At 45.1% G+C, this 22,882-nt stretch carries 19 protein-coding genes; 7 read left to right on the forward strand and 12 right to left on the reverse strand.

Annotated elements, in window-relative coordinates; genetic code table 11:
* Nucleotides 1–94: 94 nt before the first annotated feature.
* Nucleotides 95–592, forward strand: a complete 498-nt coding sequence (locus PATL_RS17430) for a YcxB family protein (RefSeq protein WP_011576136.1) — start codon at nt 95–97, stop codon at nt 590–592.
* 12 nt (nt 593–604) lie between these two features.
* Here the strand turns inward: PATL_RS17430 and PATL_RS17435 are convergent, their stop codons facing one another.
* The 4 genes from PATL_RS17435 to PATL_RS17450 form a co-directional block, all read right to left on the reverse strand.
* On the reverse strand, nt 605–979 hold the full coding sequence (locus tag PATL_RS17435) for a hypothetical protein (RefSeq protein ID WP_011576137.1): 375 nt from the start codon (nt 977–979) through the stop codon (nt 605–607).
* A 175-nt stretch (nt 980–1,154) separates the two neighbouring features.
* Nucleotides 1,155–1,514: a hypothetical protein gene (locus PATL_RS17440; protein ID WP_011576138.1), complete on the reverse strand. Its 360-nt coding sequence runs from the start codon at nt 1,512–1,514 to the stop codon at nt 1,155–1,157.
* A gap of 451 nt (nt 1,515–1,965) precedes the next feature.
* A complete protein-coding gene (locus PATL_RS17445; protein ID WP_011576139.1) occupies nt 1,966–2,814 on the reverse strand; it encodes a MipA/OmpV family protein in 849 nt (282 codons plus the stop codon).
* Nucleotides 2,815–3,010: 196 nt separating this feature from the next.
* Nucleotides 3,011–3,535 carry a DUF1439 domain-containing protein gene (locus PATL_RS17450; protein ID WP_041714019.1) on the reverse strand — a complete coding sequence of 175 codons (525 nt, stop codon included), beginning with the start codon at nt 3,533–3,535 and terminating at the stop codon, nt 3,011–3,013.
* 258 nt (nt 3,536–3,793) lie between these two features.
* Here PATL_RS17450 and PATL_RS17455 point away from each other — a divergent pair, with 258 nt between their 5' ends.
* Nucleotides 3,794–5,065, forward strand: coding sequence for an O-acetylhomoserine aminocarboxypropyltransferase/cysteine synthase family protein (locus PATL_RS17455; protein WP_011576141.1), 1,272 nt, complete (start codon nt 3,794–3,796; stop codon nt 5,063–5,065).
* A 155-nt stretch (nt 5,066–5,220) separates the two neighbouring features.
* Entirely contained in the window at nt 5,221–5,607 is a 387-nt protein-coding gene (locus PATL_RS17460) for a DUF2306 domain-containing protein (protein ID WP_011576142.1), read from the forward strand.
* 108 nt (nt 5,608–5,715) lie between these two features.
* Here PATL_RS17460 and PATL_RS17465 read toward each other — a convergent pair whose 3' ends face one another.
* The 3 genes from PATL_RS17465 to PATL_RS17475 form a co-directional block, all read right to left on the reverse strand.
* Nucleotides 5,716–6,768: an alkaline phosphatase D family protein gene (locus PATL_RS17465; protein WP_232283246.1), complete on the reverse strand. Its 1,053-nt coding sequence runs from the start codon at nt 6,766–6,768 to the stop codon at nt 5,716–5,718.
* A 40-nt stretch (nt 6,769–6,808) separates the two neighbouring features.
* Nucleotides 6,809–8,008, reverse strand: a complete 1,200-nt coding sequence (locus tag PATL_RS17470) for a hypothetical protein (protein WP_011576144.1) — start codon at nt 8,006–8,008, stop codon at nt 6,809–6,811.
* 169 nt (nt 8,009–8,177) lie between these two features.
* A complete protein-coding gene (locus tag PATL_RS17475; RefSeq protein ID WP_011576145.1) occupies nt 8,178–10,523 on the reverse strand; it encodes a TonB-dependent receptor domain-containing protein in 2,346 nt (781 codons plus the stop codon).
* 301 nt (nt 10,524–10,824) lie between these two features.
* Between PATL_RS17475 and PATL_RS17480 the strand changes: the two genes are divergently transcribed.
* Both PATL_RS17480 and PATL_RS17485 read left to right on the forward strand, forming a co-directional pair.
* Nucleotides 10,825–11,514 (forward strand): response regulator transcription factor, encoded by a 690-nt coding sequence (locus PATL_RS17480; protein ID WP_011576146.1) that lies wholly within the window; start codon nt 10,825–10,827, stop codon nt 11,512–11,514.
* Entirely contained in the window at nt 11,511–12,926 is a 1,416-nt protein-coding gene (locus tag PATL_RS17485; protein WP_011576147.1) for a sensor histidine kinase, read from the forward strand. Before PATL_RS17480 ends, PATL_RS17485 begins: the two co-directional genes overlap by 4 nt.
* A gap of 1 nt (nt 12,927) precedes the next feature.
* Here PATL_RS17485 and PATL_RS17490 read toward each other — a convergent pair whose 3' ends face one another.
* The 5 genes from PATL_RS17490 to PATL_RS17510 all read right to left on the reverse strand — a co-directional run bounded on the left by PATL_RS17490 (nt 12,928) and on the right by PATL_RS17510 (nt 19,157).
* Nucleotides 12,928–14,070 carry a PepSY-associated TM helix domain-containing protein gene (locus PATL_RS17490; RefSeq protein WP_011576148.1) on the reverse strand — a complete coding sequence of 381 codons (1,143 nt, stop codon included), beginning with the start codon at nt 14,068–14,070 and terminating at the stop codon, nt 12,928–12,930.
* A 20-nt stretch (nt 14,071–14,090) separates the two neighbouring features.
* Nucleotides 14,091–16,154, reverse strand: a complete 2,064-nt coding sequence (locus tag PATL_RS17495; protein ID WP_011576149.1) for a TonB-dependent receptor — start codon at nt 16,152–16,154, stop codon at nt 14,091–14,093.
* Nucleotides 16,155–16,400: 246 nt separating this feature from the next.
* Nucleotides 16,401–17,255 (reverse strand): co-chaperone DjlA, encoded by an 855-nt coding sequence (gene djlA / locus PATL_RS17500; protein ID WP_011576150.1) that lies wholly within the window; start codon nt 17,253–17,255, stop codon nt 16,401–16,403.
* A gap of 41 nt (nt 17,256–17,296) precedes the next feature.
* On the reverse strand, nt 17,297–18,049 hold the full coding sequence (gene murU / locus PATL_RS17505; protein ID WP_011576151.1) for an N-acetylmuramate alpha-1-phosphate uridylyltransferase MurU: 753 nt from the start codon (nt 18,047–18,049) through the stop codon (nt 17,297–17,299).
* Nucleotides 18,050–18,119: 70 nt separating this feature from the next.
* Complete coding sequence (locus PATL_RS17510; protein WP_011576152.1) at nt 18,120–19,157, reverse strand: aminoglycoside phosphotransferase family protein; 1,038 nt, start codon at nt 19,155–19,157, stop codon at nt 18,120–18,122.
* A gap of 82 nt (nt 19,158–19,239) precedes the next feature.
* Here PATL_RS17510 and lptD point away from each other — a divergent pair, with 82 nt between their 5' ends.
* Nucleotides 19,240–21,519, forward strand: coding sequence for an LPS-assembly protein LptD (gene lptD, locus PATL_RS17515; RefSeq protein ID WP_232283247.1), 2,280 nt, complete (start codon nt 19,240–19,242; stop codon nt 21,517–21,519).
* A gap of 67 nt (nt 21,520–21,586) precedes the next feature.
* Nucleotides 21,587–22,882, forward strand: coding sequence for a peptidylprolyl isomerase SurA (surA, locus tag PATL_RS17520; protein ID WP_011576154.1), 1,296 nt, complete (start codon nt 21,587–21,589; stop codon nt 22,880–22,882).

Genomic DNA, 22,882 nt, shown 5'->3' on the forward strand with positions numbered 1-22,882 from the left:
TCGTTCGCCTTTCAGTGTGAAAGCCAATGAAAACAAGTATCAAGGTAAGCCACATCCCGATACACTACTTTTTTAGATTGATTTATAAAAGCCAATGACTGCGCCCTTTAGTTACTCAACAAGCTACGTATTAGATAAAAGCCATTTCATAGAAACTTACGATGCATCAGCCCCATCGGTCTCCCCAAAAAAAGCGTACACCATAGCGGTTTTATTAGGCCTAGCAGGGCTAATGCTGCTTATGCTAACGCCGGTAGATCCATTCGTCGCTTGGTTTATTGTTGCCTTAGGAGGGCTTGAAGCTTTCAGCGTGCGCTATAAAAAAGCCTGGTGGCTGGGCAGGCAATTAATCAGTAAGGCAGCCAATACACAACTTACATTAACGGTAAACGAAGAAGGTGTCAGTAGCGAATCAATACATATTAAAAGCACGCTATTGTGGGCTGATATCACAAAAATTGAAGCCACCGACAACGGCTGGTTGCTGCACCACAAAGGTGGCAAAAACTATCTTTCCGCCAGAGCCTTATCAGAAGAAGCTAACGCATTTTTGATAGCAAAAGCTGAAATGATTAACCCCAGCGCAAAGTAAAATAAACGCTGCTTAGTCCTTAATAAACAAGCTGTTGCGCTTGGCATACATCCAAGTCAATAGGAGAAATACTAAAGTGACCGTGGCGCACACTAACTCAAACTGATCGCCCAATACTTCACGATATTTCTTAGACCAAAACAAAGCGAATAAGCCATGTGAAGTAAGCAAAAAGCCACACCAAAAATTCACCCTTTTTGCCCAATTTGTTTGCGTTAACCCATACCAAGCCAAGTTACCTAGAAGTAAAGTGACCACCAATAATACACTAGGGATGATGTAATGCTTACCAATCACGAATGTTTGCAGTACCGCTAAGCCCGCCAATAAAGCCAACAGCGCCAAAAACCAATCTAAAGAATTTGCCCAACTAAGTGATTTTTTCATGCTGTCTGCCTTTTATTTTTATTGTTCGCTTTATCCTACTGTAAAACCAAACAACAAAACCAGTATATAAAGACAATTGTGGATAAGACATAACACTTGAGTGACTTAAACTCATAAGTATCGGTTCAAGAGCATCAATGCCTCTGAGCACCTATTATTTTCAGGCTAATCCCTATTATTGTTTTACCAACATCACTTTTGTTCCTTTATCACTGAGCATACAGTCACGCTCTATGTCACTAATTTTAGTATCGACTTTTGAATCAAACGCACCGGTCGCAATGGCCGCTCGGCTAGTGAACTCCCCCAGAATCACGTTTAATAAAATGGAGGTTGGCAGCACAGACGCCACCCCATTAACTAGTTTTTCACTAGCGGTTGTTTTATGGGATTCAAGTGAGGCGATATGCCCGTGCGCTTCCTCGCAATCTACTGCTTTATTTAAATGCTCTGCAGCCAATTCATGGCGCTTAACTGCTGAAGCACAACCAGACAGTACTAACGCGGAAATAGGGATTATGAGTATTGCTTTCATTGAAGTTAGTCGCCTGTTTAGTAATGAACCAAGTCAGTCTAGACAGGTTGTTTTTCAAACAAAAGGGCGTGACGGCCAATGTTAACCAATAGTGATAAGTCACATACTTTCGTGATAATTATGAGTGTATTGCTACGGGCAACAAATAGATGCTTTCTAAAAACTAGGTGAGAAACATCGTCGAAATTTCATCTCGACGCTTAGCCAAAGGCTATTAATCCCCAGATGCTAGGTTCTCGGATGCCCGGCTTTGCCTCACTGGCGAAAACACGCGCCCAGTTACTTTTTAAGGCTGACAACTCGCTCAGTAAAGCCCAATGGCAATACTGAGCAATACTTAGCAAGCTAAAGTGGTTCGCTCAAAATAACGCTAGCCTTTACTGCATCATGAACGATTACACAATCAAATAAGCTAAGCGTTCGCGGTATTCAAATGCTCAAACCTGATTACTCAGAACTTATATAAATAAGCGAACATCAGCCTGTTTTCAGTGGAACTGTCCACTAACGGGCTGTCTTTAATTTCATCACCTAGACTGATAATACTGGCATCAATGAAAATCGAACTCTGTCTGCTAAACAAGTATGCTGTGCGTAGGCCTAGTTCAATGTTTATCGTTGAATCGCCACTATACGCTTGTCGCTCTGAGGTCGCTTCATTGGCACGCACGCCGTATTGGTAATCCACGTAGCTTTCATCTAGCCAGGTGGCAACAATTCTCGGTGATAACATGACTTGCTGGCCGAGCATCCATCTTTTATCGAGCCCCAAGCTAAAGGTACTACCATCTCGGTCGCCTGAAACGTCACTCGTCCATTTAGCGCTAACATTAACAACTGGGGTTTGCCACTGGGCTCTGGCGCCAATCACAAAACCACCATCACGTTCATCCATGCCCTGCAGGACTGGCGTATCTTCAATATCGTCATCATCATATCCGCTAAAGTCATACCCAGCTGATAAGGTAAAAGCGATGCGTTGCGCATCATTATTTACTTGCAGGCTAGGTAGCTTAACGTCGAGGTTCGGTCCAAACCAACGGATATAGCGATTTTCATAGCTGATAAATGGGATAACATTGGTGTTTCTGTCGATGTCTTTTATGCCTAACTGTTGGCTAAAGGCGCCGCCCCCTATTCCCCATTGGGACTTAGTCGATTCTGGTTGTAGACCTGTGCGCTCGCTTGGGGGAGTTTGTGCAGAAACAGGAGCACACAATCCCAAGGCAAAAGCGAGCACACTAACGGAGCACAAGCTTTGCTTAGATAAGCTATAAAAAGGTAAAAATGCGAATGACATTCGTGATTCTCCAGTAGATTTTAACATTCGATGTACGCTTTACAGCCAAAGTTATGCGCACAAGCTAACCGACTATGCATGTGTTCGAATGATGACAGCGCTGCCGCTTTGCAGTAAGAGGCCTCACCGTGCGGTAGAAAGCGCTCACCGTGCGGTAGAAAGCGCTCACCGTGCGGTAGAAAGCACTCACCGTGCATTAAAACGCACTTAGGGTGATGATCAGCTTTTTGTCTTTCACCTCGAGTGACTCTAACGTCGCTTTGGCTAATTTTTGCTTCAAGTCGCCATCATCCAACACGTAAATAGGTCGCGACGCTAATATGGTACCGACCACAGATTGCAGTAATTTTCTGATGTCGTTTTGCTGCTTGTCTGACACTTTGTTCAGGTTTAGCTCCACCAATTTGGCGTTAGTAAAATACAGTGCGCCTTGCTCCTGATTATACGCTAGGCTACCGGTAATATATGAGCTGCCTGAGCCACTATACGTGCCTAAGGCACTGGCTTTAATATTCGCCCCAAGGCCAATTTCATTGGTCTCATCTAGCAAGTTCAGGCGCGGCTCTGATAAGGTCATAGTGACGAAAAACTTCGTTCTGGTCATCGGCATGATAGAACTCACCATCTCTTGCAGCTCAGCCTCGGTAAACTCATGCGTATAAGCCTGCGCTTGAGTGCAGCTCACACTAAGAAACAGGATTAAACTAATAATAAACTTCAAATTTCACCTCGTGTTGACGCTTGTTATTCAGCGTTGCTCTTGAGTTAGGACTTCAGGGATAGACGCGTGGGGTACTTCTTATCCCTAACAATAACCCAGTTTTACATCATTCGATGACGTTAGGAACAACAATCACTATCGCGGTTCTAATTTAGCGCAGAAAATTCTGATAAAGGTGTCATTTTTGGAGAAACATTTGGTAATGTGAATGAATTGATAACGTAATTTAGCAAGCGACTTTAGAAGAGGAGATTGAGCATGAAAAAGGAAACTATCTGTATCCACGAAGGGTACGAAACCGATCCCACAACAAAAGCCTGTGCGGTACCCATTTATCAAACCGTTGCCTATGAGTTTGATGATGCCCAACACGGCGCAGACTTATTCGATTTGGCCGTGCCTGGCAATATCTATACGCGCATTATGAACCCCACATGGGACGTGCTTGAAAAACGTGTTGCTGCGCTCGAAGGAGGCGTTGCAGCCTTGGTCGTTTCAGCAGGCAGTGCAGCCATTAACTACGCTATTTTAACCATAGCGGAAGCGGGCGATAACATAGTAGCCACCCCGCAGCTTTATGGCGGTACATATACCCTCTTCGCTCATTTACTGCCCAAACAAGGCATTGAAGTACGCTTTGCTGAAACTGATAAAGCCGAAGATTTAGCGAAATTAATGGACGAAAAAACCAAAGCGGTATTTTGCGAAACCATAGGTAACCCAGCGGGCAATATCGTCGATATCGAACCTATTGCCAATATGGCACATGAGCACGGCGTTCCCTTGATGGTGGATAACACTGTGGCCACACCGGCACTTTTAAACCCGATTGAATACGGTGCAGATATTGTGTTGCATTCGTTGACGAAATACATGGGTGGCCACGGCAATTCGTTGGGCGGTATCATTGTTGATTCAGGTAAATTTCCATGGGCTGAGCACAAAGAGCGCTTCCCTATGCTCAACGAGCCTGAGCCTGCTTATCACGGCGTAGTATATACCCGGGAGTTTGGTGCCGCGGCGTTTGTAGCGCGAGCACGTACTGTGCCCCTTCGCAATACAGGCGCCGCTCTCTCTCCGATGAACGCTTTTATGTTAATGCAAGGCATGGAAACACTGCCCCTGCGGATGGAGCGTCACTGCGACAACGCCATAGCCGTAGCCGAGTACTTAAAAGCCCACCCGAAAGTAGAATGGGTGAGTTATGCAGGCCTTGAGGGCGATAAGTATTATCCGATGGCCAAAAAGTATTTTAACGGTCGTCCTTCATCGTTAATGACATTTGGTATTAAAGGCGGTTTTGAAGCAGGCGTTAAGTTTTACGATGCCCTTAAATTGATTAAGCGTTTGGTGAACATCGGCGACACGAAAACACTGGCTTGTCACCCTGCCTCAACCACCCATCGCCAGCTAAATGAAGATGAGCTAAAAAGCGCTGGCGTGAGCCCAGAAATGCTGCGATTGTGCATAGGTATTGAGCACATTGATGATATACAAGCTGACTTAAAGCAGGCGTTCGACGCAGTTTAACGTCAGTTTTTTGTGCACTAGCCCATTGTTTTCAATCACAAAACAGTGGGCTTTTTTGTATTTAGGCTTTTGTTTTCAAGTAGATGTCATTATGATTCTGCTTCGAATTTGAGTCCCCTAGAAAGCATACCCATTGTCCAAGGAACAGGAACAACATGACATATGTACAACTTGCCTACTTTCACCTCGCCACTGTAGTACCGGCTTTTTTGATTGGCACCTATTTATTGGCCAATCGCAAGGGCACACCAACCCATCGCCTGTTGGGTAAAATATATATGAGCTTGATGCTCATTACTGCCATTATCACGCTTTTTATGGCCGCTGTGGTGGGCCCCGTACTGATTGGCCACTTTGGATACGTACACCTGTTTAGTCTGCTAGTACTATACGCCGTACCGAGTGCCTATTTCGCTGTACGAAAAGGGAATATTGCGAAGCATAAACGCAGTATGATCCTGCTTTATGTGGGGGCAATTTTGATTGCCGGGGGCTTTACCTTTACCCCGGGCAGAATGATGTATGACTGGTTTATAGCTTAGTCATTTAGCCAACATATTAGGCTGACGAACTCGACCAACACTGCAATTACCACTGACTCATCTATTCCAATGAGCCGTCGAGCCAACAATATGGAGTATGGACTTTGGTTAATGCAGTGACAGCGCCTGCTGCATTTTCACTTCGCCAGTATCGTCTTTTACACTCATGGTGACGCGCACTGCCTTTTCGTCAAATTGGATGTCCAATACGCCGTAGTTTGCTTTTGAAAAACTGCTACCCACACGGTGTTTATTCGGGCTAACTTGTTTCCACTCTTCTGTTAAGCCTGACGAGGTCATCTCCCATAACGATGTGCCACTTTTTCGCCTAACTTGGCTCAGTTCGCTCCAATGCGTATCGCCACTGACAATCACTAAATTGTTAATCTCCAAAGAATCTAACATGCTGAGTAAGCGCTGGCGCTCTTGGGGAAAGTTAGCCCAAGACTCCCAGCCACTAAATTCGGGTAAAAGCTGCAAACTTGAAGCTAAAATGCGCACATCAGCTGGTTTTTGTAATTCCTCCTCTAACCATGCCCACTGCTTATCACCCAGCATTTTGTGGCTAGGATCAGTATGCGGCACATAAGGCCCCTGGTTGTTCGGTTTCTTCTTCAGCATATATTCTACGCGAGTCACGTGTTTTAAATCGTCTCGATTCCAGCGTAAATCTGGCATGATGACTTGCACCCGATGGGGAGTGTCACCATAAAAGTAACTGGTATAAATACCGTCATCTCGGCGGCGCCTAATACTATCTTTTGGCTCATTAAAATAGTCGAGCATAATCTGCCGAGAAGCCTCTTTTTGTGGATATGCTTTGCCTGCATCATTTTCACCAAAATCATGATCATCCCATATACCAATGGTTGGCGTGCTCGCTAGCATTTTTTGCATGCCAGGCGTTGACCATTGTTTTTTATACTTTGCTTCTAGTTCAGCCATGTCTTCAGTATCACCGTAAATATTGTCACCGAGGAGCATAAATAGGTCGGCATGCTCTTGTAGCATAGGCTGCCAAATTGGCTGGACTTTGTCTTGATGCAAGCACGAGCCAACGACCACTTTAAAGCTCTGGCGACTGGGGTTCATTTGTGGTGACGTTTTTTGCTCAGCTAACGCACTTAGGCTAACTAGGGCAAGCGTCGCAATAAGTGACATGAGAGGTATCATCTGAATTCGGCTTTTCATATATTTATAATCAATTTTTAATAGTTTCATTGTGAGCTTGTTTGGGTTTCAAAATAGGCAAGGCTTCACCTATTGGCTCGCCATTGATTTTTGCATATTCATCAGGGTTTTGGTCTAACAATATTAACGCCGTCGCAGCGATTTGATTTAGCCCGTAGGTTTCACTGTTGATCACCTCTCCCGTTGGCTGGATATCAGGCCCTAAAGCAGCCATCCACACTTGGTTCGAACCTGCTATGCCTTCTTTATGCTTGGCTAGACCGCTCAAATACCCCTGAGTTGCTTTTGGACTTGCGTGGTGTTGCCACGTTTCGATGCTATCCCCACGACCGTGATCAACGGTTACCAGTAAATTAGTGTTACCTTGGTATTTAGGTATGGTTTGCAACATACCCCATAAGCGTTCAATAAACACATCGCTTTGGTGTGCCGAGCGCAAGTATGCTGGGTAATCTCCGTCGTGGGCGAAGTCATCTGTCTCACCGAGTGCCACATAAATCACGCTTGGCTGTTTGGCTTGAATATACTCTTGGGCAAAACCCACGGTGAATGCATCAAGGCGCACGTTATGCCATGGGCTGGGAATGTCTTTTTGCAGCTCATTCAACCATTTCGCTTTGGCGCTTAGCCCGCTCCAGTCGGCTGACATAAACCCGGCATTTATCGGCAGTTTGCTGCGCTCTTGATTGATAATGGCAGGAAACACATCCCAACTGCCAAATGCAGCCACATTGTTTTGATGGCTTTCTTGCTGATTAAGCCACTCTAAAATAGTCATATTTGGGTTTGCTAAGGGGTTGTTTGAATCAATCCGCTCGTCTGCCTTGCCGGTCAGTATTTCGTTGTAACCAGGATACGAAAACCACCAAGTGTTGCCGACCTTCATAGCCGATTGCTTATCTCTATTACCTATCACTACTCCTTGCTTTGCCATAATATTCCACAAAAACGGCATTAATTTGTGACGCCTCTCGTTTGCTGTTTTTGCACCTAGATCGTGGCGGATAGATTTTTTGTGCTTTTCAAATTCAGGCTGGGCTAACAGATTAGCGTCATAGCCGCGAAAGACCTCTTGCCAGCGTAAACCGTCGATACTGATGATAAGGAGATTATCCGCAGCCCGAACAGGTGCGCTGAGCGTTAAGATAAACAAGACCTGACATAAAATGACTATTTTCATGATGGATTTAACAGGTTGATTGAATGACATAAACGTTCCTTAAAGCGATGCTGAGACTCTGTTTGCTCGTTATTTTTTATTGCTTGCTCGTTTCGATATTTGTTTCGACACTCGTTTCGCGACTCGTCTTAATATACGAAAAAGGCGAGCCGAAGCTCGCCATTTCTATTGATTGCACGAGTACAACCTAGCTGTACACTTAGAAACGTGCTTGTGCGTTAAATGCAGCGGTGCGCGGTGCGCCAATCCAAGCTGATTGACCTGCAATACCCCCCAAGTAACTTTCGTCAAACATATTATTTACGGTGAAGCGTAAGTCGATTGAATCAATACCTTGAATAGGTGCATCAAGGCTGACTCCGGCATAAAAATCAGTGACTAAATACGCCTCTGCCACTTGGGTATTAGCAGCATCGATGAAACGGTCATCTACCCATTTGGTTGACGAACCTATGAAGTAGTTTCCCCGTGTCCAATCAAGTGACACAACTGCCATATTCTCAGGTGAACCAAATACGGTGTTACCTTCAGGGAAGTCGATTGAACCATCTGTGTACTCTGAATCGTTGAAGGTATATGAGCTATACACTGACAATTCATCGGTCACATTGAATGATAATGACGCTTCAAAACCTGAAGACTCGATGCCGCCCACGTTAACGTAGCTACCGTTAGTACCGATTAGGTAATCAATACCATCTGGCGAATCAGGGGCGATAAAGGTTAAGCGGTTATCAAACTTGATGCTGTAGTAGGTTAAGCTCGCATTGATATTTTGTGATACGTAACGTAAACCCACATCCACATTTTCAGCGGTTTCAGGTTCAACTTGGGTCAACGTTGAAGCGTCGCGCTCAAGCACTGTGTCTTTAATCGCGGCAAAATTCTCAGCGTAACCGGCGAAGACTTCTAAGCCATCAATTGGCGTTTGCGCCACAATACCACCAGAGAATAGCGTGTCTGAGTCAGAATTGAGCTCTGCTTTGTTAGCAGCGTCAAAGTTATCTTGGCGCTCTAAATCAACGAAGAAACGTTTCATGCCTAAGCGAATACTGGCCCAGCCCATGTCTAGCTCGTCTTCTGCGTAAACCATTAAAGTTTCTACTGGGAACTCACGTTCGTACTGCACCCAATAAGGCGTGTGGTCGAATTCAAAGCTTGAGCGAGAATCTAGAATTTTGTGCCAATCACGTGATTCTTTACGGTTGTAATCTTCGTACCAAATACCACCACGTAAGGTGTTATCCATATCATTTATTTGTGTGTACCACGCAAAATCTGCGTCAAAACCGAAACGCTCTTTCTCGTAATGAGTGTGGCGGTATGAACCAACGGGGATTGCACCTTGTGCATAACAACCTGGGTCATATTCTGGGCCTGCACCGCCATACGGCGCGGTGATCGTGCTTTCACAACCGGCAATGGGGCTAACGGCTAATCCGCTGGCGTTAACAAACAAAAGCTCGCGGATCGCACTACCACCGTAAACGGTATTCCCCGATGAAAGCTCTGAATGCGCCACGCCATCACCGTCCTCTTTTACATCAACAATGTACTGAGGAGCCCAATCACCACGGCCTTCGTTGTCGTGGTAATAAACATTGCCCGATATCTCAACGTTATCCGCTTTATAATCAGCACTTAAATAGGCAAACATGTTTTCACGTAAGCTTGACCAAGCCTGACGAAAAACCTGATCCACATAAGGAATGCCCACCCACTCACCCGACAAGCCATCTGACTCAGGGTTTTGTTCAAACTGGGCTAGACTGACGCGCTGGTAGTTATCTTCGTGCACATCATCCCACGAGAAATACCCTTTGATATCAACGTCGCTCACTACCGTCATAAACTTAGCCGCTAAATGGTCACGTTTATTCTCAGCGGTTTGGGTTACCCAATCAGTGTTTTCGCTGCTAGACGCACTGAACCATGCGTAGGTATCAGGTGCTATTTCGCCTGTTTCGTAGCGCACGAAGTACTTCTGCGCATCAAAACTACCAGCAGAAATACTCACCACCATGGACTCTTCCATGCCAGGGTCAATGGTGGTGAAGTTAAGCGTACCGCCTAAGGCCTCGTTAGAACGCGATGCAATATCACCGGTCCCTTGAGATACCTCAACTCGGCCCAAGTTTTCGGTGTCGATGTAACGGTTAGCCTTAGCACCGCCGCCATAGTTTGAGTTACCGTTAGCAATACCATCAATGGTGATACCGATTTGCTGCTCATCTAGGCTTAATTGAAAACCGCGAATAGACACAGTGGTAGACCAATCATCTGAGCCAAAGGTATCCCCTTCGTTGATCAACACGCCCGGTAGGTTATCAATCACCGCAAGGGCACTGGTCAACGAGCTTTGCTGCTTTGCCATCTCATCAGACGTTTGGTTGTTTGCGTAAGAAACGCTTTTACCCACAACCGTGATTTCTTCAATCGCAGCATCGTCTGGTGTTTCTTGAGCAATTGCTGAGCTAATAAAAGATTGGCTACCTATGGCCATAGCAATGCAAAGTGCTAAGTGTGTTTTAGCGGTTGTTTTCATGTGTGTGTATTCTCTTAGGATTATAAAGACCGCAACAATGTGACCGTTTCTCGTTACAATTTGAGTGCAAAAATATGACGATATTGTGACGGGTCAAACCACTGAATTACTTAACTTAATGCTTAAAAGAAACTTCAAAAACAACGCCACACTATGCTTCATCGGTCTTCGAGATGTGACTGTTTTACAGCAACTGAGAGCTAAACTTCCCTCTAAGCTAAAAAATAGCCAACGAATTACACTTGAAAACAGGAATCATTATCAATAACATCTAAGCACTGAACCATTACCCTGTACTGCCATGTCCTCTCAGCGTATTTTGATTATCGAAGACGACGCCACCTTAAGTGGTCAAGTCGCAAGATTACTCGAAGAAAAAGGCTTCAATACCCACCAATGCTTAGACGGGCAGAAGGGATTACTCTGTGCATTACAGGAAAGCTTCGATCTCATTTTGCTCGACGTTTTGCTCCCCTCTCTCAATGGCTTTAATGTGTTGAATCAAATACGTCGCAGCAAGCAGACGCCGGTTATGATGATCACGGCCTGTGGTGCCGAACAAGAGAGAATCGAAGGCTATCGAAAAGGCGCAGATGATTACCTACCCAAGCCGTTTAATTTCACCGAAATGATGCTGCGCATTGAAGCATTGCTGCGCCGCAGTCAACACAGCGTAGAGCCAATCACGAAAACGACAGAATTGAAAATTGATAAACTTCGTCTTAATCGGATAAAACAGCAGGTTTTTTTTGCAGATTGTGACGTTGAACTGACGCCAATCCAATTCCGATTACTGTGGGTGTTAATCGAAAACAGAAATGAAATCATGAGCAAGGCATTTCTCTATCACAGTGTGCTAGATAGGCCCTTTAGTCGTTATGACAGAAGTTTAGATATGCACTTGAGCCGAGTGCGTAAAAAGTTGGTCGAGGTGGGCATGTCGCCGGAACGCTTGCTGACGATGCACGGTAAGGGTTATCGATTTACATGAAAAACACCCTTTTCTGGCGTCTTTGCGCATTTATTGCGTTGGGCACAGTGTTACTTTTTTGGGCATTGAGTTGGTTAACAAACCACACTGAAACCAGCATGAGTTTCATCGCGCCTGAGCATCAACAACAGCTACTTGAATATGGTAAAGAGGCAGAAGAAATTTTACGCCGCGACGGTGAAGCGGCCTTAGCAAGTTGGCTACGCGCGTTGCAGCAAAAAGAGCATACCTGGGCTGCTGTGGTGCGAACAAATATCACCCCTTTTGCTGGTTCAACCATAGAAAGCCAGTACCTTGATCGGTTCCAAATGGGGCGAAGCGTTGAGTGGAAAATTCACCTGTACTTTGAAGACAACCCCACCATGGAGATCCCCTTTTCAGATGCCTCAAGCCACTTTTTGATTCGACTCCCACAACGCATGCGCCCTGGGGCATTTCTGATTTACGCAAAAGTCATTTTACAAATTGCTCTACCCTTACTATTACTCAGCCTTTTAAGCTTTGTACTTTATCAACATGTAATGTCACCGCTACGAAAATTAGAAAATGCCACTAAGGCGTTCAGTAGCGGAGAGCTCGATGTAAGAGTCTCACCTTATTTATCCCATCGAGACGACGAGTTAACACGCCTTGCTGCCACATTCGATCATATGGCACAGCGCATAAGTAAGCTTATTTACAATCAAAGGCAGTTGCTCGCTGACTTATCCCATGAATTACGCACTCCTTTGACCCGAATCGACATGGCGGTGGATTTTGTAGAGCAAAATATAAACCCCAAACAAGCCTTAGAACGCTTAAGATACGAAGCAGCTACCATGCGCAATTTGGTAGAGGACACGCTCACATTAGCTTGGCTGAATAATGAATCGCCACGACTCGACACGGATGATTTTGACTTAGTCGAGTTATTAGAAGTGATTTGTGAAGATGCTCGCTTTGAGTATCCGGATCGCCTGTTAACAACAGACTTACCCGCGCAAAGCAAAATGTCCCACAGTAGCCAAACAGCCTTAGGCCAAGCTATCGAAAACATCATACGCAATGCTTTGCGTTACACGCCAAAAGACAGCGAGGTAAAGGTCTCCTTGAGCCAGCGTGACGACGGCTACCTCTTGATCGTTAGAGATCAAGGCCCAGGTGTCCCCCAAAGCATGTTGTCAGATATATTTAAGCCATTTTTCCGGGTCGATAAAGCAAGATCGGTAGATACTCCACCAGATAGAACTGTCAACCCTAGTGGATTCGGCCTAGGACTGGCGTTAGCCCACAGACAGATTGCAGCAGTAGGCGGTAGCATAAAAGCCTCAAACTATTACAATAAAAACGACGGTAACGAACAGGGCTCGCCACTGGGCTTAGAAATCAGCGTTGAGCTTCCTTGCTCAAGCTCTTTTGACGAGTCACCTTGATCTATGTAGGTGTATTTCTTTGTCGAGGCGCTGTTATCAATCGTCGCCACGCCAGTAAAATACCTGTGTACACCAAAATGCAAGCCATTAAAGACACCAAGCCAGCAATAGTCTGGCCTATTACGCCGAAGTATTCCCCTGTGTGTAAAAATCGAGCTGTGCCCCACGCTTGACCTCCGCGGGACCAATCTGATTTTCGCAATACCTTACTGATATCGCCGCTGGAAGTATCAAAATACAATGAATACGCCAGCTCTTGTCTGTGACCAATGCTTTTGTCGATATAGAAGCGGGCCTCATTTTCCTCCTCTCCTATTTCCAACCACATGGAATGCCAATCAGCGTAGTCATTGTCATTTGCGTGGCCAATAGCAAATTGAAACAAAGTCTCGTAAGGCACAACATCCGCCGCTAAACTTGTGGGTGCTTGGTGAGTTTCTCGTTGCGGTACACTTTCCCCAAACACACCATATAGCGCTTCATTTGCCCACGTGAAATGAAAAAGGGTGGCTGTTAGCGCAATAACAAACAGTGCGGGCAAGCACCAAATTCCAAAAACCAAGTGCCATTGTCGATAGCGATGCTGAGTATTTGAATAACGCTTTGGTAACCTAAATGCATGTTTTAAAGCGGTGCGATTAAAACGTTTCGGTAGCCATAAATACAGACCGCTGAGCAGTAAAAATAAAAAGACTAGGTTCGCGTAAGCCGTAATGCTTTTGCCGATAGCGCGAGAATCTCCCGCAAGCAGTAAATAGCGATGCAAGTTGGTCACTTGGTGGAAAAACTCAGCCGTCACGCCCTCACCGTCTCGCAACACCTCTCCCGTATAAGGGTGCAGTAAATAACTGCTCTTACCGGACCAGGCAGGTATAGCGGCACCCTCTTTGTTCACCCAGCGGATAAATATATGATGCTCATTGGGATGGAGTTGGTGCAAGATATCAACAACCTCATCGGTGCTGATACGCCTAGCTAATGTGTCAGGCTCGACGGCATATTGCATTTCGCTGAATTCAATAATTTGCCGCTCGTAGGTCAATAACACACCAGTAAACGACATACAAAAGACAAACAGACCTGCCACCAGCCCCGTCACTAGATGGGCCCAAAAGACCCACCTCTTGATTACATTACTGCTCATAAATTGATAATACTAGGTGATTAAAAATCGTAAGAGACAGACAAGCGAACGTCACGACCTGCTTCATATGGGCCAATAACCGTAGCAAATACCTCGCTATAGTCCCCCACACTTGAGTGGTCGATATATAACTTATCGAATAAGTTGCTGACCGCTAAATTAACCATCAAGTTATTGGTGATATGCCATTTTCCGTAAATATCCACTGTAGTGTAACTGGGTTTATTTAAGCGATATAAGGCATCTGTCCAACCTAAATCTACAGCTTGATGCAGGGTGTCAATATCAATAGAGTCCACTTTAGCTACACTCACACCAATGCTAATATCTGGGTTGATGTCGTAGTCCGCTCCCGCCACCCAAGTATTTCCTCGGCTGTTTCCTAAGCCGACAAATTCATAGCCGTTAATATCAATTGATGAGTAGCTGACGCTGTATAAGTCGTCTCTTGGCTTTAATTCAGTATCTGCACTGGAGAATCCAAGGAATAAATCGATTCCGTTTACACGATATGCCACATCAAACTCAACACCACTTGTATCGAGTGTGCCGATATTGTTAAACACAGCATTACCTTCATATCCTTCAAAAATAACGTCATCCAAAGAAGAGCGATAAACACTAAGCTTAGCGTTCAGATTATGAGTATTGTATTCAACAGACGCTTCGATATTTTCTACGGTTTCAGGTACTAGGTCATTGGCAACAACCGGTATATCTGAGCCATCATAGAGATAGCCGTCGATGGTAAAGCCATCACCTATCTGCTTGCCTCTAGCGGCTTGAGCGTAGCCTAACCCGACAGTCCACTCTTGGGTTAAGTCATAGGCGAGCCCCACATTAAAACTGACTTCAGAGTCATCCAATGTCGATGCAACGTCGGTGACGGGTTCACCATAGTATTCATCAATCAAGATGTTTTGCTCAAAATCATAGTCGTCGTAACGAACACCGTAACTTAGCAATAACTCTGGGGTGAGATCAGTGTAACCTTGAGCGTAGATCCCAAGCACACTCCCTTCTTCGGCGTTTTCAGTCGCGCCTTGGGCAGATCCACTGGTCACTTCATCGTGACGATAATCAAGACCGTAAACAAATTTATGCTGCCCAGTTTCACTGGTATTGCGCAGATCGAAACCATAGGTGTCAATTTCTGCTAACCAATCAAAGCGGCCACCGCGAAAAGAAGAGTCTGTTTGGTATGCGGTTGCTTCGATGTGAACCAACGCACTGTGTGCAAAACGGTAGTTAGCCACGTAGGTGTCACGCTGAGCTTCACTTGAATAAAGGGCATCACCTTCTTGCACAGCCCAATTAGGCCGCGCTGAAAACTCGCCTTCTTCATCACGTTGTTCAACGCTTAACGACAAGAATTGATTTTCTGCGATATCACCACTAACTTTCAAAAACGCCATGTCTTGATCTGCGGCGGTACCGTATATCTCATTGCCGTTACCATCTTCCATGTTGTCTCGGTCAATGGTGCTGTAATAACCCAATACCCCCCAAGAATCGCTTAATTTGCCGTAAAGACTGCCACTGTAGCGAGTACCGTCATTTGAAAAGTAGTTTGCCTTAACGCGGCCTCCAAATTGCTCTTCTGGCTTTAACATGTCTTGCGCATCTTTGGTTTTAAAGCGAATTGAGCCTCCAATAGCACCAGGACCACTGGTGGCCTCCCCTGCCCCCGCCTGCACATCAATTTGTTGTAAAAGGTCTGGGTCAATCGTCACCCGACCAATATGGTGAAACAAGGTAGAGGTTTGCTGCGCCCCATCGACCGTAACATTCAAAAACGCATCTTCTAAGCCGCGAATATAAATCTTTTGCGCTACGCCCACTGAGCCACCCACACTGACAGAAGGTGAATAACGGAAGATATCCGCCAGATCACTCGCTTGATATTGCTCTATATCTTCGGCGGTAATGCTGAGATTGGTGGCGGCCCCTACAACTGATATTTTCTCTACGGCCGATGTACTTTCGGTTTCTGTTGTATCAGTATCTGCATATGCCAATGTGCTGGTTAGTGCACCCACGCTGGCTAATGAGCATATTGCACCTATGAATACTCGTTTTTTCAAGAAAAGCTCCCTATTGATTATTGTAATTTCAAATAAGAAGCATTCTCATTAAGTTTCATGTAAAAGCCTAGCACTTTTACATTTGTTACATTTATACGGTGATTTGATACACACCTACCAGTGCTATCAATGATAGTGCACAGAAAACGGCAGGTTTGTCAGCGGTAGCTGCAATAAATGCAACTACCGTAACATCGAAAAGAATCGTGGCTCAGAGCAAAAGGTTGAGATTTAAGGTTATAGCGATCAGCGCATGCCGCGCTTTTCTTTGATCATTTCATACGCCGCTTGTATATCTTGCGCCTTGTTCTTTGCTAGTTCTAAGGCCTGCTTCGGCAAGCCTTTGGAAACCAGTTTGTCAGGGTGGTTTTCGCTCATAAGCTTGCGATAGGCTTTTTTAACTGCTTTATCATCATCCGACTCACTCACGCCCAATATTTGATAAGCATCATTCAACGATTGCTGAGTAGAATAAGTCGACTGGCTGCCCTGATGTGCTCTGTGTGACGATCGCCCATCTCGCTGACCACCACGCTGACGAAAACGTATTTCCGCTTCGTAAACAGAGAGTAAATACAATAGCTCGTTTTGTTTGAACCCAAGATGCAAAGCTGCAGTTTCAAGGACTTTTTGTTCTGCTTTATCGAGCTTACCGTCAACGTAGGCTGCTTGGATCAAAATCTCTAAAAAGACTTGCAGTATGTCTCTGCGCCCATGGCAAGACTCTTTCAATTCAACAATGATGTCTTTTAGGGCGAAGTCTGCTTCTTTACCTTCGCGAAAGGCCTGCTGAGCTTCTTTACGGGTATCTCCCTCCAGCCCCATTTGATCCATCAAGGCGCTGGCCATTTTGATCTCTACATCGCTGACTTTACCGTCTGCTTTGGCAATGTGTCCCATGACTGAAAACAGGGCATGAAAAAAGATTGCCTGCTTTTTAAAGTCATCTTGGCTGGTAAAAAAACCACTGAAGCCGCCCATTTGATTGAAGTCTTGGCTATAGCCTTTGTCGAACATATGCCCAACAATAAAACCCAATATGGCACCGGGGATCCGCCCAAACATAAAACCAAAAATGGTACCTAAAATCTTGCCAATCATCATTTACCCTGTCATAAAATTAAGTTCTTGAACTCAGTCGTTCAATCTTGTGTATTTAATTGAGCCAAACGCTCAGGCGTGCCTATATCAATCCACAGGCCTTCAAATAGGGACCCACTGACTAACTCATTGGCCATCGCATCGACCAATACCGGCGCTAACCGCAAACTCGTTGGAGTGAGGCTGTCGAACAACGCCTTGCGGTATACTCCGATACCGCTAAAAGTGTATTTACCCCACTGGCCGTCGCAGGTTGGTGTTTCATTCTGGGGGACTTGCTGTAGCACTTTGCTCACACGACCACCCCGTAGGTAAAAATCGCCATCAGGATTGTGTGGGGGGTTTGGCACTAATATCAAGTGGGCCAAGGGGAACTCATTAGCAAGCAGAGCAGATTTTGCCGACAATTCATCAAGCATGTTCACAAAAGAAAAGTCAGTGAAAACGTCACCATTGACCACTAAAAATGCACCTGACGGGTTATCTTGACTAAGCAGTGGCAATGCTTGCTTTATGCCACCTGCTGTTTCAAGTGCCGTTTCTTCCTTCGAATACATTATTTCTAGATTAAAGCGCGAACCATCACCGAGCCGTTGTACTATTTTATCGCCCAACCAAGCGTGATTGATCACAACGCGCTTGATACCCGCTGTGGCTAGGTGTTCAAGGTGGTATTCAATCAAAGGCTTACCGCGCACTTCTAACAAGGGTTTTGGGAGGGTATCTGTTAATGGACGCATGCGCTCACCCCGCCCAGCCGCCAAAATCATCGCAGTATTTATTCTTTTATTCATTTATTAGTGACAACCACTGTTCGTCATAACCTCGCGTTATCATATCCAAGCTTTTTAACGTTCGACTTTACTAGCCTTTGCTGCGAGCGAGTGAGACCACTTTACCTTTTCCAGCATCTTCTATTGCCAACACACTGGGTAAAACTTCATCTTCAACAAACTTAGCAAATCCATAAAGCTCAGGATAACCTTTGCCAATATCAACTAAGTAACCCAAGGTGCGGGGAATATCGCCTAAATAGTCACTTTTACCATCTCTGTGATGAAGGCGTGCGAATATGCCGCTGGCTTTCACATGTCGTTGCATACCGGTTAAATCAAACCAACGGGTAAATTTAGCAAGGGAGTATTGCGGGTAAAACTGCTGTTGAAATGCCTCTAGCCAATTGCTGACCCATTCATCCGGCCAGCGCCGATAACAGTCGCGCAATAATGACACCGCGTCATAAGTAATGGGGCCAATCACTGCATCTTGAAAATCAATCACGCCGATATCACCGCTTTCAAGCATCATCAGGTTGCGCGAATGGAAATCTCGATGTACGCCGACCTTGGGTTGCTCAAAAAAGCTATCCGCTAACACGTTGAATGTGTCGTTCAACATAGTCTGTTGCTCGGTCGTGGTTTGGTAACTCAAATGCACATCTAATAACCACTGGGTGAATATTTCAAACTCACGAGAAAAAAGTTTGTGATCATAGGCTGGCAAAGATGCTTGAGTAGTCGTTGTACATTGCTGTACCTTTGGCAGCAGCGCTAACGCCTTGGGATATAGTTGATGGCAACTTTGCTCGTTTAATTGATGCGCCAATTGCTCATCACCGAAATCATTGAGACAATAAAAACCTAAGTCATGATCAGCGGCCAATATATCGGGCACGCATAATCCGTTAGCAGCAAAGAGCTCAGCGACTAATGCAAATTTACGACTATCTTCAAATTTAGGTGGGGCATCAACAGCAATAATGCTGCGACCATCAAAGGTGAAGCGAAAGTAACGCCTAAAGCTGGCATCACCGTAAACCATGTGTAATTGTTGACACAAATAAGGTGTGGAATGATTAATCCAATCCATCAGTTGTGCTTGTCTTTGTGCCAATGGGCTCACTTAGGACCTCTTGTTGGGGTAAAAATTGACAGCGAAGAATGGCGAAATATCGCTTTTTTTGCAAGTTTACTAGCAAATCTGCGTGAAACCCTTAAAATTGGAGCTTAACCCCCGTGACTTTAACCATTATCAGGCTGCCTTTTTACCCTACCGTATGAAAATTAAGCAACCTCTTCACGTGCTCTGTTTCTCTGTGTGCTCGCTTAGCGCTGTAGCCCAAGAAACATGCCCAGCACCTGCAAATACTTTCGTGGTAGAGAAGCGTCTGCCAAACGGACAAATTCAAGTTATATCTAATATGACCTCTATTCAGCAAGATAATTTCGCAGAATTTGAGGGAGACGTGGAAATAACCAACAAAGATTCACAAATTATTGCCAATAAGGCGCAAATTGACCGCACTACTCAGCAATTAATTGCCACTGGGGATGTGAGCTATCAAAACCCTCAATTGAGCGTGACCAGCCAAAAAGTGCTTCTTAATACCCAGAATAACCGCATGGAAATTGCCGATACGCAATATGAATTGACCACCCTCAATGCTCGTGGTCAAGCAGAGTTATTAGTGGTGGACCAAACCCAAGGCTTGGAGTTAAACGGTGTCACGTTCTCCACGTGCCCCACAGGACAGGAAGATTGGTTGGTACACGCGGATAGTATCACAGTGAAACCAGATGAAACCCGTGGTGTCGCGCGCAATGCGTTCTTCTATGTGCAAGATATTCCCATATTTTATTTACCTTACTACTCGTTTCCGGTGACCGATGCCCGTGAAACCGGTTTATTGTTCCCCCAAGTCGGCAGTAGTAGCAGCACAGGTTTTGCTTACGAACAACCTTATTATTTGAATCTAGACCCGCAGTACGATGCGACGATTACCCCTAGATACATGACTAAGCGTGGTTTGCAGCTAAAGACAGAATTTCGATATTTGACTGAGAACAACAGCGGCCAGATTGATATTGAGTACTTACCCAACGATTCCGATTCAACGACCAACGAGGATCGCTATTTTTATCGCTTCACTCATAAAGGTGCGTTATCAGACGATTGGGAAGTGAATGTAGATTTTAACGGCTTAAGCGATGACAACTATATTGTCGATTTGGGCTCTGATTATTACAACTCTGCGGATACTCACCTGTTTAGAACCCTAGGTTTGCATTATTACTCCGACGCACTGAATGTTAGTTTGCAACTTAGAGATTTTGAAATTTTAGGTGATCACGATGACACCTACCGCGCGCTGCCCGAATTAAAACTCGATTATGTTACCGATTTACCCGCTGGCTTTAAATTTGATATTCACTCTGAGCTAGCCCGTTTCGACAATGCTAATGGTACTAGCCCTAAGGCCACCCGCGCACATATCGCCCCGACGCTCAGCTTACCTTTAGAAAACAGTTGGGGGGAATTCTTAGCGGAAACCTCAATAATGCATACGGTGTATCGCCAAGAGGATATCGAGGGCACTGACCTGTCTCGTGACGTGTCACGCACCTTAGGCCAAGCAAAACTATACGGGGCCTTAGTCTTTGAGCGTCAAGCTCATTGGTTTGGGGATAACGTCACTCAAACGCTAGAGCCCAGAGCCCAGTACCTTTACACCAGTTATGAAGACCAATCAGATATCGGTTTGTATGACACAACACGCTTGTTTAACGATTTTGCTGGATTGTTTCGAGGGCAGGAATTCACTGGCTTAGACCGCATCAGCGATAAGAATCAAGTGACCCTAGGAGTAACCTCTCGCATAATAGATGAAGATAATAGGGAACAATTTAAACTTAGCTTAGGTCAGATTTTCTATCTTGAAGACAACAAGGTCACCGCAGCGAGTAAAGAAGATGACCGCTCAGCCTTAGCAGCAGAGTTGGACTGGCGCATCGGCAGTAAGTGGTTAGCCCACAGTGAAGTGCAAGTATCCACCCAAACTGACAAAGTTGAACGAAGTAGTGTTGGCCTTGAGTATCGGCTTGCTAGAGACAAAATGCTGCAAATCAACCATCGATTTGTGCGTGATTTATCTGGCGAACAGATCAGTCAACTAGGCTTAACAGCCAGTTGGCCCATCGCCCAAGACTGGTACTGGGTTGGGCGATGGTATCGAGATATCGATCGTCACCGTACCATCGAGAGCTACACAGGATTACAATACGAATCGTGTTGCTGGGCATTGCGCATCGTAGCTCAACGTCAATTAACCAGTCGTTTTGATGATGATGGCCTACAAAGTACTGATGAATTTGATTCAGGTATCGCGATTCAATTCCTATTTAAAGGAATTGGCGGCGATAGCTCCGGGCGCGATATGTTAAGAGATGGATTGTTCGGCTATCGACAGCCTTATCTGTTAGATTAGCGCCAAGTACCATAAAAAATAACCCATACACTCAGGTGTAAATTTTAATTAATAAGTAACCATAAATATGAAATTAACTGTAGTCACTTTTGCCCTTTTGGCATTTATCTCGTTTAACACGTTCGCCAAGCAAGTCCGCTTGGACAACGTAGCAGTCATTGTCGATCAAGGCGTGGTTCTTGAAAGCCAAATTGAAGAATTAGTTAATACCGTAAAACGTAACGCATTAACCAACAATCAAACCTTACCCTCAGATCGCGTTTTGCGCACCCAAGCGATTGAGCGCTTGATTGTGGATAGTTTGCAAAATCAAATGGCTGAGCGTATGGGCATTCAAATTAGCGACCCGCAATTAGATCAAACCATAGACAACATCGCCAGAGAAGACGGCACAACAGTTGAAGACTTGCGTAAAAACCTTGCCTCTGAAGGGGTCAGCTTTGAGGTATATCGTGAGCAAGTGCGCAAAGAATTGGTCACTGGCGAAGTGCGCCGCGCCAACGTGCGTCGCCGCATATACATTACGCCTCAAGAAATAAGCAACTTAGTGACGCTTATCGATGAACAAGGCGGACAACAAGCTGAGTATCATTTAGGTCATATTTTGATTGGTTTTCCACCTGAGCCAACTGACGAAGACGTCAGTAAAGCCAAAGACACAGCAGAGAAAGTATTAGAACTATTAAACAACGGCTCTGAATTTGCCAAAATCGCTACGGCTTCTTCTTCTGGCTCTAAAGCGCTTGAAGGCGGTGATTTAGGTTGGATGAACATTAACTCTATGCCAACACTCTTTGCAGAGGCAGTACAAGGCACCAGTAAAGATGATTTAATCGGCCCTATCCGCAGTGGTGCAGGTTTTCACGTGTTGAAAATTATTGATTTTCGTGGCATTGAAAAAGTCGAAGTTGCAGAGCTCAAGTCTCGTCACATTTTGATCAAACCCTCGGTTATTTTAAGCGATGAAAAAGCAGAAAAGATGCTGACCGAATTTAGAAAAGAACTGTTGGCAGGTGAAGCAGACTTCGCTGAATTAGCTAAAGAGCACTCAGCTGATCCTGGTTCAGCTTTGCGCGGCGGTGATTTAGGTTGGGCTGACCCTAACGTTTATGTACCGGCCTTCAGGGATACATTGCAGAGCTTAGAAGTAGGCGAAATCAGCCAACCTGTTCGCTCTACTCACGGCTGGCATTTAATGCAATTGATGGATAAACGTGTACAAGACGCCACAGAAAAACGCAAAGAAGACAAAGCATATCAGTTGTTGTTCCAGCGTAAGTTTGCTGAAGAAACTGAAGCATGGTTGAAAGAAATGCGTGACAGCGCTTATGTCGAATTACTTGATGAAAAAGACAATAGTTAA

Origin of the sequence: Paraglaciecola sp. T6c, from assembly GCF_000014225.1 — a bacterium.
GTDB lineage: Bacteria > Pseudomonadota > Gammaproteobacteria > Enterobacterales > Alteromonadaceae > Paraglaciecola > Paraglaciecola atlantica_A.

Excerpts from the sequence above, each read along its gene's own strand:
- PATL_RS17430 (WP_011576136.1), top strand. The coding sequence starts at position 95 with ATGACTGCGCCCTTTAGTTACTCAACAAGCTACGTATTAGATAAAAGC.
- PATL_RS17435 (WP_011576137.1), bottom strand. The coding sequence starts at position 979 with ATGAAAAAATCACTTAGTTGGGCAAATTCTTTAGATTGGTTTTTGGCG.
- PATL_RS17440 (WP_011576138.1), bottom strand. The coding sequence starts at position 1,514 with ATGAAAGCAATACTCATAATCCCTATTTCCGCGTTAGTACTGTCTGGT.
- PATL_RS17445 (WP_011576139.1), bottom strand. The coding sequence starts at position 2,814 with ATGTCATTCGCATTTTTACCTTTTTATAGCTTATCTAAGCAAAGCTTG.
- PATL_RS17455 (WP_011576141.1), top strand. The coding sequence starts at position 3,794 with ATGAAAAAGGAAACTATCTGTATCCACGAAGGGTACGAAACCGATCCC.
- PATL_RS17460 (WP_011576142.1), top strand. The coding sequence starts at position 5,221 with ATGACATATGTACAACTTGCCTACTTTCACCTCGCCACTGTAGTACCG.
- PATL_RS17465 (WP_232283246.1), bottom strand. The coding sequence starts at position 6,768 with ATGTCACTTATTGCGACGCTTGCCCTAGTTAGCCTAAGTGCGTTAGCT.
- PATL_RS17470 (WP_011576144.1), bottom strand. The coding sequence starts at position 8,008 with ATGTCATTCAATCAACCTGTTAAATCCATCATGAAAATAGTCATTTTA.
- PATL_RS17475 (WP_011576145.1), bottom strand. The coding sequence starts at position 10,523 with ATGAAAACAACCGCTAAAACACACTTAGCACTTTGCATTGCTATGGCC.
- PATL_RS17480 (WP_011576146.1), top strand. The coding sequence starts at position 10,825 with ATGTCCTCTCAGCGTATTTTGATTATCGAAGACGACGCCACCTTAAGT.
- PATL_RS17485 (WP_011576147.1), top strand. The coding sequence starts at position 11,511 with ATGAAAAACACCCTTTTCTGGCGTCTTTGCGCATTTATTGCGTTGGGC.
- PATL_RS17490 (WP_011576148.1), bottom strand. The coding sequence starts at position 14,070 with ATGAGCAGTAATGTAATCAAGAGGTGGGTCTTTTGGGCCCATCTAGTG.
- djlA (WP_011576150.1), bottom strand. The coding sequence starts at position 17,255 with ATGATTGGCAAGATTTTAGGTACCATTTTTGGTTTTATGTTTGGGCGG.
- murU (WP_011576151.1), bottom strand. The coding sequence starts at position 18,049 with ATGAATAAAAGAATAAATACTGCGATGATTTTGGCGGCTGGGCGGGGT.
- surA (WP_011576154.1), top strand. The coding sequence starts at position 21,587 with ATGAAATTAACTGTAGTCACTTTTGCCCTTTTGGCATTTATCTCGTTT.